The organism is Flexivirga sp. G2, assembly GCF_055397625.1.
This window is the reverse complement of sequence record NZ_AP039675.1, coordinates 374314-390395: the sequence shown is the minus strand read 5'-3', so window position 1 is coordinate 390395 and position 16082 is coordinate 374314. Positions and strand designations below refer to the sequence as shown.

The 16082-nt window shown below is 68.5% G+C and carries 15 protein-coding genes; 4 read left to right on the top strand and 11 right to left on the bottom strand.

Annotation, left to right across the window (positions count from 1 at the left end):
- The first annotated feature begins 16 nt into the window (after nt 1–16).
- Both ACZ50J_RS01865 and ACZ50J_RS01860 read left to right on the top strand, forming a co-directional pair.
- Nucleotides 17–814, top strand: a complete 798-nt coding sequence (locus ACZ50J_RS01865) for a hypothetical protein (protein ID WP_464299592.1) — start codon at nt 17–19, stop codon at nt 812–814.
- Between the two features lie 65 nt (nt 815–879).
- Nucleotides 880–1494, top strand: coding sequence for a TetR/AcrR family transcriptional regulator (locus ACZ50J_RS01860; protein ID WP_464299591.1), 615 nt, complete (start codon nt 880–882; stop codon nt 1492–1494).
- Nucleotides 1495–1498: 4 nt separating this feature from the next.
- On the opposite strand, the gene ACZ50J_RS01855 is transcribed toward ACZ50J_RS01860, so the two are convergent.
- Nucleotides 1499–2404, bottom strand: coding sequence for a LysR family transcriptional regulator (locus ACZ50J_RS01855; RefSeq protein ID WP_464299590.1), 906 nt, complete (start codon nt 2402–2404; stop codon nt 1499–1501).
- A 71-nt stretch (nt 2405–2475) separates the two neighbouring features.
- Here ACZ50J_RS01855 and ACZ50J_RS01850 point away from each other — a divergent pair, with 71 nt between their 5' ends.
- Nucleotides 2476–5934, top strand: a complete 3459-nt coding sequence (locus tag ACZ50J_RS01850) for a bifunctional proline dehydrogenase/L-glutamate gamma-semialdehyde dehydrogenase (RefSeq protein WP_464299589.1) — start codon at nt 2476–2478, stop codon at nt 5932–5934.
- Between the two features lie 24 nt (nt 5935–5958).
- Here the strand turns inward: ACZ50J_RS01850 and ACZ50J_RS01845 are convergent, their stop codons facing one another.
- The 9 genes from ACZ50J_RS01845 to paaA all read right to left on the bottom strand — a co-directional run bounded on the left by ACZ50J_RS01845 (nt 5959) and on the right by paaA (nt 13448).
- The gene (locus ACZ50J_RS01845) at nt 5959–6729 is read right to left on the bottom strand and encodes a metallophosphoesterase family protein (protein WP_464299588.1); all 771 of its coding nucleotides are present in this window, start codon (nt 6727–6729) and stop codon (nt 5959–5961) included.
- Nucleotides 6730–6810: 81 nt separating this feature from the next.
- Nucleotides 6811–7656 carry a 3-hydroxyacyl-CoA dehydrogenase family protein gene (locus tag ACZ50J_RS01840; protein WP_464299587.1) on the bottom strand — a complete coding sequence of 282 codons (846 nt, stop codon included), beginning with the start codon at nt 7654–7656 and terminating at the stop codon, nt 6811–6813.
- Entirely contained in the window at nt 7653–8393 is a 741-nt protein-coding gene (locus tag ACZ50J_RS01835) for an enoyl-CoA hydratase/isomerase family protein (RefSeq protein WP_464299586.1), read from the bottom strand. The genes ACZ50J_RS01840 and ACZ50J_RS01835 overlap by 4 nt, the downstream gene beginning before the upstream one ends.
- Complete coding sequence (locus ACZ50J_RS01830) at nt 8390–9556, bottom strand: thiolase family protein (protein ID WP_464299585.1); 1167 nt, start codon at nt 9554–9556, stop codon at nt 8390–8392. The genes ACZ50J_RS01835 and ACZ50J_RS01830 overlap by 4 nt, the downstream gene beginning before the upstream one ends.
- Nucleotides 9557–9572: 16 nt before the next feature.
- The gene (gene paaE / locus ACZ50J_RS01825) at nt 9573–10661 is read right to left on the bottom strand and encodes a 1,2-phenylacetyl-CoA epoxidase subunit PaaE (RefSeq protein WP_464299584.1); all 1089 of its coding nucleotides are present in this window, start codon (nt 10659–10661) and stop codon (nt 9573–9575) included.
- Between the two features lie 2 nt (nt 10662–10663).
- The gene (gene paaD / locus ACZ50J_RS01820; RefSeq protein WP_464299583.1) at nt 10664–11179 is read right to left on the bottom strand and encodes a 1,2-phenylacetyl-CoA epoxidase subunit PaaD; all 516 of its coding nucleotides are present in this window, start codon (nt 11177–11179) and stop codon (nt 10664–10666) included.
- Between the two features lies 1 nt (nt 11180).
- Nucleotides 11181–12104, bottom strand: a complete 924-nt coding sequence (paaC, locus tag ACZ50J_RS01815; RefSeq protein WP_464299582.1) for a 1,2-phenylacetyl-CoA epoxidase subunit PaaC — start codon at nt 12102–12104, stop codon at nt 11181–11183.
- Nucleotides 12105–12111: 7 nt separating this feature from the next.
- The gene (gene paaB, locus ACZ50J_RS01810) at nt 12112–12414 is read right to left on the bottom strand and encodes a 1,2-phenylacetyl-CoA epoxidase subunit PaaB (RefSeq protein ID WP_464299581.1); all 303 of its coding nucleotides are present in this window, start codon (nt 12412–12414) and stop codon (nt 12112–12114) included.
- Complete coding sequence (gene paaA, locus ACZ50J_RS01805) at nt 12411–13448, bottom strand: 1,2-phenylacetyl-CoA epoxidase subunit PaaA (protein ID WP_464299580.1); 1038 nt, start codon at nt 13446–13448, stop codon at nt 12411–12413. The genes paaB and paaA overlap by 4 nt, the downstream gene beginning before the upstream one ends.
- 115 nt (nt 13449–13563) lie before the next feature.
- On the opposite strand from paaA, the gene paaZ reads away from it, so the two are divergent.
- Nucleotides 13564–15576, top strand: a complete 2013-nt coding sequence (gene paaZ / locus ACZ50J_RS01800; protein ID WP_464301392.1) for a phenylacetic acid degradation bifunctional protein PaaZ — start codon at nt 13564–13566, stop codon at nt 15574–15576.
- Between the two features lie 41 nt (nt 15577–15617).
- Here paaZ and ACZ50J_RS01795 read toward each other — a convergent pair whose 3' ends face one another.
- On the bottom strand, nt 15618–16082 hold the full coding sequence (locus ACZ50J_RS01795; RefSeq protein ID WP_464299579.1) for a Fur family transcriptional regulator: 465 nt from the start codon (nt 16080–16082) through the stop codon (nt 15618–15620).

Here is a 16082-nt window from a genome sequence, read left to right as displayed (position 1 = left end):
TTGCACCATGGTGGGTATGAAGGCGCTCTCGTTGATGCAGCCCGCCCCCGTCGAGTCCGGCGAATGGGCGCTGTCCCGTATGCGCGGCCGTGACGGCGTCGCGCTGATCGTGCCCGACAGGTTCCCCGCAGTCGTGCGGATCATGCACGAGTTGACCGAGGACATCGGCCCGGACAACGGCGAGTACATCCCCCGTGCTGTCCGGTGGAACGAGACACTGCCGACGTACCTGAAGAGCGGCCCGAGTGCCTATCTCGAGCAGGAGGTCGAGCCGTACAACACCGAGCAAGGTGTCCTGACTCGGAGCATCGTCGCGACCCTGTTGCCGCTGCTCACCTCCGCGACCACGACGCCCCAGGAGTGTCTTTACGGGCTGTGGAGCGGACACGGCGGACTCCATCAGACCTCACGAGGCGTGTTCGCGTTCTACGCCGAGGACATCAGTGAGGACGAGCAGCGCGACCGGACCGCGAAACTCCAGCAGGAAGCCGATCGCCGCACCGCCGAGACGACCGCCGTGTTGGAACGCTGCCCGGAGGTCTCGTGGTGGGGCGGCAGAGACGCCTACCTGATGCAGGGACCGCTCGATGCGATCGACTGCCTCGGAGCGGCCGACTCGTTCACCGACGACGAGACCGACCCGCTCGGCCCGATGTGGTGGTGGCCGAAGGACCGAGCATGGTTCATCGGCAACGAGATCGACGACGCGTGGAGCTATCTCGCCGGACCGCAGTCGTTGATCGATGACGTGCTTCGGCTGTCCGAGTCCGGTGCCGTGGAGGCGTACCCGGTCACCTTCGGGTCTCGTTGGTAGTCAGCCGGATGGTTCGCCGGGGAGGGATCCCCGGCGAACCATCCGAAGTGTGAAAGTCTCGGGGTATGACGACAGCCGCCGATGAACCGGCACCGCGCCGGCGCGGACGACCTGGCAAGGACCAGGCGACCGTGCTGCGTGAGGCGATCGAGCTGTTCAATCTGCAGGGGTATGACGCCACCAGCATGGGTGACCTCGCCAGTCGCCTCGGATTCTCCAAATCCGCTCTCTACCACCACGTTCCGAGCAAGGAGCACCTGCTGCAGCGGGCGTTGGACGAAGCGTTGGACAACCTGTCCGAAGCCGTCGAGACAGCGCGGTCGGACACCTCGGTGCCGGCGCTGGAGCGATTGCGCCGCGCGGTCCGCGGCAGTGTCGACGTCCTGATCGGTCACTTGCCGGCGGTGACGCTGTTGCTGCGAGTCCGCGGAAACAGTCCGGCCGAGTTGGCCGCGCTCACGCGACGCCGCGAGCTGGACGCCGAACTCGCGCAACTCGTCGCAGAAGCAGCGGCGGAGGGCGGCATACGCACCGACATACCGCCCGACCTGATCAGTCGACTGCTCTTCGGAATGGTCAACTCGCTGACCGAATGGGTCCGCCCGAGCGGCCGGATCAGCCCCGAAACGATCGCGGATGCGTTGACCGCCATCGCCTTCGAGGGATTGCTCGCCGACTGAGTGGCTAGGTCAGCTCGACCGTCCTCGGGAAGACCTCGGCAAGGACCGACCGGCACGCCTCGATCGCCGGGGTGTCGACGCTGGAGCGCCGCACCGAGGTGAAGACCGAGCGGCGCGGGGCCTCCGGCAACTCGATCAGCCGCGCCACCGGCCGACGACGGACCAGCATCAGCTCCGGGACGACCGCGATGGCGCTGCCCGACTCGATGAGCGCGATGTGCGCTTCCAGGTCGTCGGTCTCGAAACGCACGTCGGGCTCGAAACCGGCCTGCCGACAGAGCTGTTCGGCCCAATGCCGCGACGCCGCGCCATACGGCTCCATGACCCAGGGCAGGCTGCGGACGTCCTCGATCGACGCGATTTCGCCCCACTCGTCGCCGGGTGGGACGACCAGTCGCAGCGCATCGGTGGTGAGCGGCACCCGATCGAGTGCCGGATAGCGCGGCGCCGCATGGTGCGGGTACTGCTCGGCGATCACCAGGTCGAACTCGTGCGCGGCCGTCTCGCGCAGACCCTCCTCGGGTTCGCGCTGCGACATGGTGACCCGCAGCCGCGGGTGGCGCGTCGCGAGCTCGGCCAACAGCCGCGGCATGAAGGCGACCGCCGCCGACTGGAAGACCGCGATCCGCAGCGTGCCGGACACCTCGCCGGACACGCCGATGGCGGCGCTCTCCGCCTCCTCCAGCTGGCTGAGGACCCGCTCGGTGTGTTCGACCAGCACCTCCGCAGCGGGCGTCAGCTCCAGACGCCGGCCCACTTTGCGCAGCAGCGGGACGCCGATCTCGCGCTCCAGCTGGCTCAGTTGCTGGGAGACCGACGACGGGCTCAGGTGCAGCACTTCGGCGACTTCGGCGATGGTGCCGCGACCGCTGAGTTCGCGGAGCAGACGCAGTCTGCGGACTTCGAGCATGCTTCAGATTATCCGAAGGGTATGCATCGAAAAACATCGCTTTACCCGAAGTGATGTTGGTCCGATACTCGATGCTGGCAATACCCCTGACAAGAACCCGAGGTGAACCAGTGCCCACTGCCGATGTCGACGTCGAACTCGTCGCCGAAGTCGAGACCCAGGTCAAGGCCTGGCTCGACGCCGCGGCCGCCAAACCGGTCGATCCCTCGGCCAAGCGGCTGGCCGAAGTGCTGAAGGATCCTCGCGGCCTGGAGTTCACCGTAGGTTTCGTCGACCGGGTCATCCGGCCCGAGGACCTCGGCGTCGCCGCGCAGGCGTTGCGCGAGCTGGTCGACGTCACTCCCGGGTTTCTGCCGTGGTACCAGCGCGCGGCGTTGCGGACCGGTGGCACGCTGTCCTCGGCAGCACCCGGAGTCGTCATTCCGATCGCCCGAAAAGTGTTGCGCCGCATGGTCGGTCACCTGCTGATCGATGCCACCGATTCCAAGCTGGGCAGCCAGATCAGCCGCATCAAGAAGCCCGGCATACACCTGAACATCAACCTGCTCGGCGAGGCCGTGCTCGGCGAGCAGGAGGCGAGTCGTCGGTATGACGGCACCCGGCAGCTGCTGGAGCGCCCGGACGTCGACTATGTCTCCATCAAGGCGTCGTCGCCGGTCGCGCCGCACTCGCCGTGGTCCCACGACGAGGCCGTCGCGCACGTCGTCGACCGCCTGCTGCCGCTCTACCAGTACGCCGCGACCCAAAGCGCTGCAGGCTCACCGAAGTTCATCAACCTGGACATGGAGGAGTACCACGACCTGGCCATCACGGTCGACGTCTTCACCCGCCTCCTGGACCGGCCCGAGCTGCTCGAGTTGGAAGCCGGCATCGTGCTGCAGGCCTACCTGCCGGACGCCCTGTCGGAGATGATCAAGCTGCAGGAATGGTCCGCTGCACGGCGTGCTCGAGGCGGGGCGCCGATCAAGGTTCGCCTCGTCAAGGGCGCCAATCTGCCGATGGAGCGCGCGCAGAGTTCCCTCTTCGGCTGGCCGCTCGCGACCTGGGGCAGCAAGCAGGAGACGGACACGTCATACCTCTCCGTGCTGGACTACGCGCTGCAGCCCGAGCGGACCGCCAACGTGCGTGTCGGCGTCGCCGGACACAACCTCTTCGACATCGCCTACGCGTGGATCCTGGCCGGCCGCAACGGAGTTCGCGACGGCATCGAGTTCGAGATGCTGCTCGGTATGGCGGAGGGCCAGGCCGAGGCGGTGCGCGAGACCGTGGGCGACCTGCTGCTCTACGTGCCGGTCGTGCACCCGAAGGACTTCGACGTCGCCATCTCCTACCTGGTCCGCCGCCTCGAGGAGGGCGCGAGCCAGGACAACTTCATGTCGGCGGTGTTCGACCTGCACGACAGTGCTGCGCTCTACCAGCGCGAGAAGGACCGGTTCGTCGCCTCCCTGGCCGCGCTGACCGACGACGTGCCGGCACCGCATCGCGTGCAGGATCGCCGGCAGCCGGTCGCCGAGGCGCCGCTCGCGCGCTTCGCCAACACGCCGGACACCGACCCGTCGCTGCTCGGCAACCGCGCGTGGGGCACCGAGATCATCAACCGGATCGGCGCTTCCACGCTCGGCGCGGACCTGGTGACCGCGCACTCCGTGGACACCACCGACGCCGTGGAGACCGTCATCGACGCCGCACACGCGGCCGGTGCCACCTGGGCCGCCCGGTCCGCCTCCGAGCGCGCGCACATCCTGCGCACCGCCGCGGTCGAGTTCGAGAAGCGCCGCGCCGACCTGCTGGAGGTCGCCGGGTCCGAGTGCGGCAAGACGCTGGACCAGGGCGACCCGGAGGTCTCCGAGGCCATCGACTTCCTGAACTACTACGCCGACCTGGCCGAGCAGTTGGAGCGCGTCGACGGTGCCGAGCCGCAGCCCGTCCGGTTGACGCTCGTGGTGCCGCCGTGGAACTTCCCGCTCGCCATACCGACCGGCGGTATGGCGGCCGCCCTCGCCGCCGGCTCCGCGGTGATCGTCAAGCCCGCGCCGCAAGCAGCTCGCTGCGGCTCGTTGTTGGTCGAAACCCTCTGGGCAGCTGGCGTACCCAAGGATGTGCTGCACCTGGTGCACGTCCCGGAGAACGAGGTCGGCCGCGCGCTGGTCTCCTCGCCGAAGGTGGACCGGCTCATCCTCACCGGCGCGTTCGACACGGCGGCGCTGTTCCGGACGTTCCGCCCGGACCTGCCGCTGTTGGCCGAGACGTCCGGCAAGAACTCGATGATCGTCACCCCGAATGCCGATCTGGACCTGGCGGTCAAGGACCTGGTCGCGTCGGCCTTCGGCCACGCCGGGCAGAAGTGCTCGGCCGCCTCGCTGGCGATCCTGGTCGGCTCGGTCGCCGAGTCGGACCGCTTCCGGAACCAGCTGATCGACGCCGTCACCTCGTTGAAGGTGGGCTTCCCCAGCGACCCGACCACCCAGATGGGCCCGGTCATCGAGCCGGCGGCCGGCAAGCTGAAGAAGGCGCTCACCACACTGGAGCCCGGTGAGTCGTGGCTGGTGAAGCCCGAGCAGCTCGATGCGGAGGGCCGTCTCTGGTCGCCCGGTGTCAAGACCGGCGTCAAGCGGGGCTCGGAATACCACCTGACCGAGTATTTCGGTCCGGTGCTCGGCCTGATCGCAGCCGCCGATCTGGACGAGGCGATCGCCATCCAGAACCAGACCGACTATGGCCTCACCGCCGGACTGCACTCGCTGGAGCGCAGCGAGCTGGAGACCTGGATCGAGAAGGTCGAGGCGGGCAACGCCTACATCAACCGCACGACGGTCGGCGCGATCGTGCGCCGGCAGCCCTTCGGCGGTTGGAAGAAGTCGGCGGTCGGCGCCGGCACCAAGGCCGGTGGCCCGAACTACCTTGTCGGACTTACTGATTGGGCTCCGCGCCCGGCGACCGCGTCTGCCCCGGTCTCGGCTGCGGTGCAGCAACTGATCGACGGCTCGGGTCTGAGCGGTGACGACGCAGCGTTCCTGAACCGCGCCGCGGGCTCGGACGCGCTCGCGTGGAAGGACGAATTCAGCACTGCCAAGGACGTTTCCGCACTGCTGGCGGAGAAGAACGTCTTCCGCTACCGGCCCGTCCCGGTGACGGTGCGCGTCGAGGCGGACGCACCCGCGCAGCTGGTGCGGATCGTCGCGGCCGGTCTGGTCACGGGCGCTCCGGTGATGGTCTCACTCGGTACGTCGCTGGACGCCGGAGTCGTGACCGCGGTGAAGGCCGCCGGTGCGCGGGTCGTCGAGGAGGACGCCGCAGCCTGGTCGGCACGCCTCCGCGGGGAGAGCGCACCGCACCGCGTGCGGCTGATCGGTGGCAGCCGCGAGGACTTCGCCGCCGCCAGCGAGGGCCGCGCCGACATCGCGCTCTACGCCCAGCCGGTGCTCGAGGCCGGCCGGGTCGAGCTGCTGCCGTTCCTGCACGAGCAGGCGGTTGCCGTCACGGCACACCGGTTCGGTTCGCCGACGCCGCTGGCGGAAGACCTCTTCTGACGGAGGGCCACCGGGCTGGGACGGTCAGCCGTCCCAGCCCGTGGCTCGCCCGTCCCGAGGGCCGAACGCCCGAACCGCATCGAGATCCGAGGGTGGGTCCAGGAGGTATTCCTGGACCCATTCGCGCACCTGCGGGAAGGTGCTTCGCGCGACGACGGAGCGCGCGACTTCCTCAGCGTCGATCGGCGTCGACCGCAGCTGCACGCCGCGCTCGTCGAGCAGCACCCAGGGGACACCGCGGGTCCCGTACGACATACCGACGCTGCCGCTGTTGACGATCCACCGTCGGTCCACCAGCCGGACGAACGGCATGTGGGTGTGCCCGCAGCAGATGATGCGCACGGTCTCGGGGACGTCGCGCAGGACCTCCGCCCACCACGACGGGCGGCTGTCGACCAGGACCACTTCGTTGTCGTCGCGCGGGGTGCCGTGGCAGAACAGCACATCACCCACTCCGTCGAGCGGGACGGTCACCGGATGTGCAAGCCCCGCAAGGAGATCCACGTGCGATGAGTCGAGTTGATCCGCCGCCCAGGCGTCCACCGGAGGCAGCGACGGCGACCCTGCGCTGCGTGCCGCGTCGACGAGATCCCGGTCGGCGTTCCCGCGCACCAGGAGCACCTGTGACCCGAGTGCGCTGAGCCGGTCGAGGACCTCGCACGGTTGCGGGCCGGCCGCGAGGTCACCGGTCACGACGATGAGGTCCGCGGCCTGTACGTCCGGCTCGCCCAGGACGGCGTCCAAGCAGGGCAGGACGCCGTGGGTGTCACTGAGGACGGCGATGCGTTGGGCCATGTCGCCCACTATGCCGAAATCGAGCGCGGGTATGCCGAGAGTGCGCCCGAGCGCACGTTCGGCATACCCGCTGCGGTGGTGTTACTTCTCGGTGGTCCAGTCGTAGAAGCCCTGGCCGGTCTTGCGGCCGAGGTGTCCGGCGGCGACCTTGTCCCGCAACACCTGCGGCGGCGCGAACCGCGGACCGAGCTCGCGCTCGAGATGCTCGGCGATCGCCAGGCGGACGTCGAGTCCGACGAAGTCGGTGGTCTTGAGCGGGCCGACGGGGTGCCGGTAGCCCAGCTCCATCGCGGTGTCGATGTCCTCGGCGCTCGCGACGCCCTCGTCGACCATCCGCATCGCCTCGAGGGCGATGGCGACACCGAGGCGACTGCTGGCGAATCCCGGTGAATCCTTCACGGTGACAGCAGTTTTGCCGATAGCGGCAACCCAGCCCTGAGCGGCGGTCGTCAGCTCGTCCGGCGTCGTCTCTGCCACCACGATCTCGACGAGCGAACTGCTCGGGACCGGGTTGAAGAAGTGCAGCCCGATGAGCTGCGCAGGGTTCGGCAGCCGCTTCGCCAGGTCCGTCACCGACAGCGAGCTGGTGTTGGTGCCGAGCCTCGCGCCCGGCGCGACGGCGGCGATCTCGGTCAGCACGGCTGCCTTGAGATCCGCATCCTCGGGCACGGCCTCGATAATGAGCCCGCAGTCGGCGAGGGCCTGCCAGTCGGTCGCGATCGTGAGCGTGCCGTGCTCGGTCAGGCCACGTTCCGCGGACTTGGCCAGGCTGCGGTCGATCCGCTCCTTGCCCGCGGCAGCCGCATCGTCGCTGCTCTCCACGACGACCACGTCGGCGCCGCCGAGCAGGAAGGCATGCGCGATGCCGGCACCCATCCGCCCGGCGCCGATGACGCCGATCCTTTCGGGCAGAACGTTGTTCGTCACTTCGAGCGGTCCTTCCGGTCCAGGAATGCGGTCATCCGGTCGTGCTTATCCTCGGTCTCGAAGAGCACGGCCTGGGCGATGTCGTCGATCAGCGGGTGCGCCTCACGCGGGGCGTGGAAGACGGACTTGGTCAGTCGCACCGCCTGCAGTGCCTGACGCGCGATCCGGTCGGCGAGCGCCATACCGGCTGTTTCCAGGTCTTCGGCGTCGACGACGTCGTTGAGCAGCCGGCAAGCAAGCGCCTCCTCCGCGGTCAGCACCCGACCGGCCAGCAGGATCTCCTTGGCGAGCGGTTCACCCACGAGCTCGGCAAGGCGCCACGAGGCGCCCGCGGCGGCGAGGATGCCGAGACCCGGCTCGGGGTTGCCGATCTTCACCGACGGGGTGCCGATGCGGAAGTCGCACGCGTAGGCGAGCTCGGCGCCACCGCCGAGGGCGTAACCGTCGATCAGCGCGATGACCGGCATCGGCAGCTTGCGGATCCGGTCGAAGATGCCGGAGTTGATGCCCTGCAATGCGTCGTCCCGGCGTCGCTCACGCAACTGACGAATATCGGCACCGGCCGCGAAAACCCCTCCGCTGCCGGTGATCAGCGCAATCCGTGGCTGTCGCTCCAGCAGTGCACACGCCTGGTGCAGCGCCGCGACGGTGTCCGCGTCGATGGCATTGCGCACCTCCGGCCGGTTGAGGCGTATGACGACCCGGTCCGCGCGCTCCTCGAGTTCGACGGCACTCACAGTGTCTCCAGCAGCAAGGCGGATCCCTGACCCACGCCCACGCACATGGTTGCCAGGCCGCGCTTGCCGCCGGTGTCCCGCATCCGGCGCAGCAGCGTCACGACGAGGCGGGTGCCGGAGCAGCCGAGCGGGTGACCCAGGGCGATGGCGCCACCGTCGGCGTTGACGATGTCGGCGTCGAGCTTCAGATCGCGCATGCAGGCGATCGACTGGGAGGCGAACGCTTCGTTGAGTTCGACGGCGTCGAGCGAATCCACCTGCCATCCCGCGCGTTCCAGCGCCTGCTGGGTCGCCGGGACCGGACCGATGCCCATGATCTCGGGAGACACACCGGCATTGGCGCCGGCGACGAGCCGGGCCTTCGGCTGCAGGCCGCTCTCGGCGAGGAACTTTTCGGAGACCACGACGACGGCAGCGGCGCCGTCGTTGAGCGACGACGCGTTGCCCGCGGTGATGACACCGTCCGGCTTGTTGACCGGGCGCAGTTTGGCCAGCTTCTCCGCCGTGGTGTCCGGACGGGGTCCCTCGTCCTGTGCGACGTCACCGACCGCGACGATCTCGTCGTCGAAACGACCCGCGTCACGCGCGGCCACCGCACGCTGATGTGACTGCAGCGCAAAGGCATCCAGCTCGTCGCGGGTCAGCTGCCACTGCTCCGCGACCCGCTCGGCGGTCTGCGGCATCGACAGGGTCGTGTCCTCGTCGAACGCCGGGTTGGTGAAGCGCCAGCCGATCGAGGTGTCGAAGCTGGCACCGGGCTTGGCCCACGGACGGGACGGCTTCGCCTGCACCCACGGTGCCCGGGTCATCGACTCGACGCCGCCTGCGACGACGATGTCCGCGTCCCCGGCGGCGATCATCTGTCGCGCCGTCGTGATCGCGGTCAGTCCCGACGCACACAACCGGTTGACGGTGAATCCGGGGATGCTCTGCGGCAATCCGGCGAGCAGCACCGCCATACGTGCGACGTTCCGGTTGTCCTCGCCGGCCTGGTTGGCCGCACCGAAGATCACCTCGTCGATGCGCTCGGGGTCGATGCCCGCTCGCCGTACGACGTCACCGACGACGAGTGCCGCCAAGTCGTCGGGGCGGTGAGCGGCGAGTGCTCCGCCATACCGACCGATGGGGGTGCGGATGGCGTCCAGGACGAAGGCCTCGGGCATCGGTGCTCCTTGGTTTTCAGGCGTCGAAGTCGACGGTGACGTCGTCGCTGATCGGGAAACTCTGGCAAGTGACCACGAAGCCCTGCTCGACCTCGGAGTCCTCGAGGGCGTAGTTGCGCGCCATCTCGACCTCACCGCTGGTCACCTTGGCACGGCAGGTGCCGCACACGCCGCCCTTGCACGCGAACGGCATGTCGGGCCGGGTCTGCTGGGCGGAGTCGAGCACTGTCGTGGTCTTGGGGACCGCCGTGGTGGTGCTGCGACCGTCGAGCACGACTGTCAATGCTGACGTTTCGCCCTCGACGATGGCGTCGGCGTGACGCAGCTGCGGCGGTGGCGCGTCGACGTAGAAGAGCTCATAGTGGATGCATTCCTTGGCGACACCCAGCTCCTCGAGCACCGACCGTGTCTCGGTCAGCATGTCGATCGGACCGCACAGCCACACGTGATCGATGGCGTCCAGCGGCACCAGCTCGCGCAGGATGGTTCGCAGCCGGTCGCCTTCGAGGCGCCCGGAGAAGAGTTCGACGTCGCGCGGCTCCCGGGACAGGACGTGGATCAGGTCGAACCGTTGATGGTTGGCGTTCTTCAGGTCCGCGAGTTCCTCGGCGAACATCACCGTGTTGGTCGTGCGGTTGCCGTAGAGCATGGTGACCGTCGACTCCGGGTGCGTCACGACGGACGAGGCGATCGAGAGCATCGGGGTGATGCCGGAACCGACGGCGATGCACAGGTGCCGGGCCGGCTGGTCGGGCTCGGCACGGAAACTGCCGCTCGGCCGCTGCACCTCGATGCGGTCGCCCGGGCGCACCTCGCGCACCAGCCACCGGGAGAAGAGCCCGTCCGGGATCTCGCGGACGCCGATGCGCGGGAGACTGCCGACCGGTGAGCTGATCGAGTAGGTCCGGCGGTGTTCCACGCCGTCGACGACCCGTCGCAGGGTGAGTGCTTGCCCTGCGGCGAAAGCGAATTCGCCGGCCAGCTCGTCCGGCACGGCGAACGTCACCGCGACCGAGTCGTCGGTCAGCCGCTCGATGTCCTGCACGACGAGCGCGTGGAACGGCGCGGTGCGGGAGTTGATGTTGGTCTCGGTCACGACGGACACGCTCAATGCTCCTTGATGTGGTCGAAGGGGTCACCGCACGCCCGGCAGCGGTAGAGCGCCTTGCAGGCGGTGCTGCCGAACTCGCTGGTCACCTCGGTGTCGTCGGACCCGCACTGCGGGCACTGTATGGCGCGCCGGATCGGCATCAGCTGCAGCTCTATCGGACCGCGCGGAGCATCTCCCGGTGGGGAGATTCCGTTGTCGGCCAACGCTTTCCGGCCGCTCTCGGAGATCCAGTCGGTGGTCCACGGCGGACTGAGCTGCACCCGGACCCGCACTGACTCGAAGCCGGCATCGGTCAGCCGGTGCACCAGATCGTCGCGCATCGTCGCCATCGCCGGGCAGCCCGAGTATGTCGGGGTGATGGCCACGACGATCGTGCCGTCCTCGTTCTGCCGCAGATCTCGCAGCACCCCCAGGTCGGCGAGCGTCAGCATCGGCAGCTCGGGGTCTGTGACCTCCGCCGCGATCCGCCAAGCTCGTTCGAGCACAGCCGAATTCGTCGTCGCGGTCACCATGTCACCACCGGCCCATCGGATGCGCGCGAGCCACCACCTGCAGCTCACCGAGCAGTTTGCTGAAGGCCTCGGAATGCATCCCCTGCCGCCCGGTTCGGCCGCGAACACCCGCGAGCGCAGGTGCCTCGGGCGCCGTCATACCCGCGACGGCGAGGACCTGGTCGAGCACGACACCGACCTCGTCGGCGAGTGACGCGGGATCCACGCCGACCAGCCGCTCGGTCGCGGTCGACGCGGTCAGCTCCGGGATCAGCGGCCAGACCGTACGCATCGCGTCGGTCAGTCGGCGGTGGGACTCCTCGGTGCCGCGTGCCAGCGTCACGAACCACCGACCGGCGAAATCCCGGTGGTAGGCAAGCTCTTTCACGCCCTTGGCGGCGATTGAAGCGACCACCGCATCCGCGTGGTCGACCAGCCGCTGCAGGATCGCCAGGCGCCAAGTCGACATGACCAGCATCCGGGTCACCAGCTCGGCGAAGTCGCCGTTCGGGACCTCGGCGAGCCGGACGTTGCGGAAGTCGCCGGCGTCGCGGAAGTAGGCCAGCCGGTCCTCGTCCGGGACCGGAGACCCGTCGGGCAGGCTCGGCACCAGCGACTGGTCCGCCGCTGCCGCACGCGCCAGCAGCAGCCGCGCCTGACCGACGAGGTCCAGCGCGATGTTGGCGATCGCGATGTCCTCCTCCAGGTCCGGTGCGCGGCTCGTCCACTCCGACAGGCGTTGCGCGTAGATCAGCGCGTCATCGCCGAGCATCAAGCAGTACTGCGCCAATTCGGCCGCGTCGATGCCGTCCGGGATCGTGGTGTCGACGCCCGCGAGCGGGTCCTCGAAGTCGGTGCCGAAGGCCCAGTGTGCGTCGTTGCCGAGCAGCCCGGCATACGCGTTGTCGTGCTCGCCCTCGGTGTCCTGGGTGATGTGTTCAGTCATTGATCTCTCACATGTGCGGGACGTCGGCGGGGATCTCGTAGAACGTCGGGTGGCGGTAGACCTTGTCGCCACTCGGCGCGAAGAGCGGGTCCTTCTCCAGCGGGCTGGACGCGGTGATGTCTGCGGACGGCACGACCCAGATCGAGACGCCTTCGTTGCGGCGGGTGTAGACGTCCCGCGCGTGCCGCAGTGCCATTTCGGCGTCGGGCGCGTGCAGCGACCCCACATGCACGTGGTTGAGGCCGCGCTTGCTGCGGATGAAGACCTCGTAGAGCGGCCATTCGGCTGAGTTTGCTGCGGTGTCAGTCATTTTCGGTCCTCACTGCGGGTCGAGTAGGGCGAGCCGCTAGGCGAGGCCATATCGAGACCCTCGCGGTTTCGATACGCCTCCTCCGCTTCGCTCCCCCGGCTACTCAACCCGCTTGAATCTGCGAATGCCATGGCAGCGTCCCTCACCCACGCACCTTCGTCGTATGCCGCCTTGCGGTGCGCCACGCGTGCCGCGTTGCAGGGGCCGTTGCCCTTGACGACGTGCCAGAACTCCTCCCAGTCCGGCTCGCCGTAGTCGTAGGAGCCGCGCTCCTCGTTCCACTTCAGCTCCGGGTCCGGGAAGGTCACACCCAGCGCTTCGGCCTGCGGCATCGACATGTCGACGAAGCGCTGCCGCAGCTCGTCATTCGTATGCCGCTTGATGCCCCACGCCATCGACTGTGCGGTGTTCGGCGAGTCGCCGTCCGGCGGTCCGAACATCATCAGCGCCGGCCACCAGAAGCGGTTGACCGACTCCTGCACCATGGCCCGCTGCTCGTCGGTGCCGCGCATCATCGTCATCAGCAGCTCGTAACCCTGCCGCTGATGGAAGGACTCCTCCTTGCAGATCCGGATCATCGCGCGGCCGTACGGACCGTAGGAGGTCCGGCACAGCGGTACCTGGTTGCAGATGGCGGCGCCGTCGACCAGCCAGCCGATGGTGCCGACGTCGGCATACGTGAGGGTCGGGTAGTTGAAGATCGAGGAGTACTTCTGCCGGCCGGAGATCAGCCGGCGGGTCAGCTCGTCGCGGGAGACGCCGAGCGTCTCGGTCGCGGAGTAGAGGTAGAGGCCGTGCCCCGCCTCGTCCTGCACCTTCGCGAGCAGCACAGCCTTGCGGCGCAGCGACGGCGCGCGGGTGATCCAGTTGCCTTCCGGTTGCATGCCGATGATCTCCGAGTGCGCGTGCTGCGCCACCTGCCGGATCAGCGTCTTGCGGTAGTCCTCGGGCATCCAGTCACGCGGCTCGATGCGGTCGTTGCCGGCGATGGTCGCCTCGAAGGCCTCCTCCAAGGGAGCCTGGTCCACCTGCACGGTTACCTCCTGCGGGTATTTACAGACCGAGTGGTCAGTTATTAGTCTGGCATGCACCGCTGCCGTTCGCAACGATGCTGTGACAACCCGAGGAGCCCCAGTGACAGACGCACGCATGCTCGAGAGCTACGCCGCAGGGTCGTGGTTCCGGTCCGACACCGAGGGCGATCCATTGCTGGACGCGACGACCGGTGAGACGATCGCGCGGATCAGCAGCACCGGTGTGGACCTGGCCGCGATGGTGCGCCACGCCAAGGAGGTCGGCGGCCCCGCGGTGCGTGACCTCACCTTCCACGAGCGCGCGATGCTGATGAAGGAGGTCGCACTTCTCCTCTCGAAGCCGGAGATCAAGGACGAGCTGTATGACGTCTCCTTCAAAACCGGTGCCACCAAACGCGATTCGTGGGTCGACATCGACGGCGGCATCGGCACGGTCTTCAGCTACTCCAGCCGCGCCCGGCGCGAGCTGCCGAACTCCACGGTCGCCCCGGACGGACCGCTCGAGCCGCTGAGCAAGGGCGGCACCTTCGTCGGGCAGCACGTCTTCACCTCCCGACCCGGGGTCGCGGTCGAGATCAACGCCTTCAACTTCCCGGTGTGGGGCATGCTCGAGAAGCTCGCGCCGGCCTTCATCTCCGGCCTGCCGAGCATCGTGAAGCCGGCCAGCCAGACGGCATACCTGACCGAGCTCGCGGTGCGGCGCATCGTCGAGGCCGGCATCCTGCCCGAGGGCTCGCTGCAGTTCCTCGCCGGCAGTGCGGGCACGCTGCTCGACGAGCTGACCGTGCAGGACTCGGTCGCGTTCACCGGTTCCGCGCACACCGCAGGCATCCTGCGCCGTCACGAGTCGGTGCTGCACGACGGGGTTTCCCTTGGCGTGGAAGCGGATTCGCTCAACTGCTCGGTGCTCGGCACCGACGTCACGGTCGACGACCCCGAGTTCGACCTGTTCGTCAAGGGCGTCGTCACGGAGATGACGGTCAAGGCCGGCCAGAAGTGCACGGCCATCCGTCGGGTCATCGTGCCCGAGCCGATGATCGACCCGGTCATCGAGGCGATCAGCGCGCGACTCGACAAGACCACCGTCGGCGACCCGCGCGACGAGGCGACCCGGATGGGTCCGCTCACCTCACTCGCCCAGCGGGACGAGGTGCGCAAGGCGATCGAGGCGCTGCGCTCCGCCGCCGACGTCGTGTATGGCGACCCCGACGCCGCCGTCGGTGACGCGCGTGGCGCTTTCATGCAGCCGGTGCTGCTGCGTGCGCACGCCGACTCGACGCAGGTGCACGACGTCGAGCCGTTCGGTCCGGTCGCGTCGGTGATCGGCTACGGATCCACTTCCGACGCAGTGCAATTGGCCGCACGCGGCAAGGGCAGCCTGGTCGGATCCGTGGTGACCAACGACGCCGACGTCGCTCGGGACATCGTGCGCGGCATCGCTCCCTGGCACGGTCGCATCCTGGTGCTCAACCGCGACGACGCGAAGGAGTCGACCGGTCACGGTTCACCGTTGCCGGTGCTGGTGCACGGCGGCCCCGGGCGTGCCGGCGGCGGCGAGGAACTCGGCGGCGTCCGCGGCATCCTGCACCACATGCAGCGCACCGCCATACAAGGGTCGCCGGACATGCTGACCGCGATCACCGGACGCTGGACGACGGGTTCCGAGCGTGGCGCCGCCGAGATACATCCGTTCCGAAAGTCGTTGGCACAGCTGCAGATCGGCGACACCGTCGAGACCGACAGCCGCACCGTCAGCCTCGACGACATCAACGATTTCGCTGCGAAAACGGGCGACACCTTCTACGCGCACACCGATCCCGAGGCCGCCGCCCAGAACCCGATCTTCGGCGGCATCGTCGCGCACGGCTACCTCATCGTGTCGCTCGCGGCCGGCCTGTTCGTCGAGCCGAACCCGGGACCTGTGCTGGCCAACTTCGGCGTCGACAACCTGCGCTTCCTGACCCCGGTCAAGGCCGGCGACTCGATCAGCGTGAAGCTCACCGCGAAGCAGATCACGCCGCGGCAGACCGCTGACTACGGCGAGGTCCGCTGGGACTGCCTGGTCACCAACCAGGACGGCGAGCCGGTCGCGACCTACGACGTGTTGACGCTGGTCGCCAAGGAGTAGGTCCGCGCGGTTTCGATACGCTCCCCCGCTCCGCTCCTCCGCTACTCAACCTGCTTATGGCGGCAGTCGGCGCAGGTGCCGAGCAGCGCGGCGTGTTGGGCGTCCAACTCGAAGCCGAGTTCGTCGCGCAGCCGATCGCCGAGCGGCCCCAGCCAGTCGGTCGGTATGTCGAAGAACCGCGAGCAGGTCGAGCATTGCAGGTGGGCGTGGTTGGTCGGCGCGGCCGGCGAGTGCTTCAGGTGATAGATGGTCGCGCTGCCGGGGACGTGCGTGTGCGCGACGATGCCCAGCTCGGTCAGCGACTGCAACGAGCGGTAGACCGTCGCCCGGTGCACTCCGGGCTCGGCGGCGTCGACGCGCTCGGCGATGTCCTCGGCGCACAGGTGATCGCGCGCCTCGTCCAGGACCTGGAGCACCGCGCGCCGAGCGGCCGTCACCCGCTCGCCGCGATCGCGCAGCATGTCCAGCGCCGTGGCCACCGCGGGCGCTTCATCGGTATGACGCAT

Excerpts from the sequence above, each read along its gene's own strand:
- ACZ50J_RS01865 (WP_464299592.1), top strand. The coding sequence starts at position 17 with ATGAAGGCGCTCTCGTTGATGCAGCCCGCCCCCGTCGAGTCCGGCGAA.
- ACZ50J_RS01860 (WP_464299591.1), top strand. The coding sequence starts at position 880 with ATGACGACAGCCGCCGATGAACCGGCACCGCGCCGGCGCGGACGACCT.
- ACZ50J_RS01855 (WP_464299590.1), bottom strand. The coding sequence starts at position 2,404 with ATGCTCGAAGTCCGCAGACTGCGTCTGCTCCGCGAACTCAGCGGTCGC.
- ACZ50J_RS01850 (WP_464299589.1), top strand. The coding sequence starts at position 2,476 with ATGCTGGCAATACCCCTGACAAGAACCCGAGGTGAACCAGTGCCCACT.
- ACZ50J_RS01845 (WP_464299588.1), bottom strand. The coding sequence starts at position 6,729 with ATGGCCCAACGCATCGCCGTCCTCAGTGACACCCACGGCGTCCTGCCC.
- ACZ50J_RS01830 (WP_464299585.1), bottom strand. The coding sequence starts at position 9,556 with ATGCCCGAGGCCTTCGTCCTGGACGCCATCCGCACCCCCATCGGTCGG.
- paaD (WP_464299583.1), bottom strand. The coding sequence starts at position 11,179 with ATGGTGACCGCGACGACGAATTCGGCTGTGCTCGAACGAGCTTGGCGG.
- paaC (WP_464299582.1), bottom strand. The coding sequence starts at position 12,104 with ATGACTGAACACATCACCCAGGACACCGAGGGCGAGCACGACAACGCG.
- paaB (WP_464299581.1), bottom strand. The coding sequence starts at position 12,414 with ATGACTGACACCGCAGCAAACTCAGCCGAATGGCCGCTCTACGAGGTC.
- paaZ (WP_464301392.1), top strand. The coding sequence starts at position 13,564 with ATGCTCGAGAGCTACGCCGCAGGGTCGTGGTTCCGGTCCGACACCGAG.
- ACZ50J_RS01795 (WP_464299579.1), bottom strand. The coding sequence starts at position 16,082 with ATGCGTCATACCGATGAAGCGCCCGCGGTGGCCACGGCGCTGGACATG.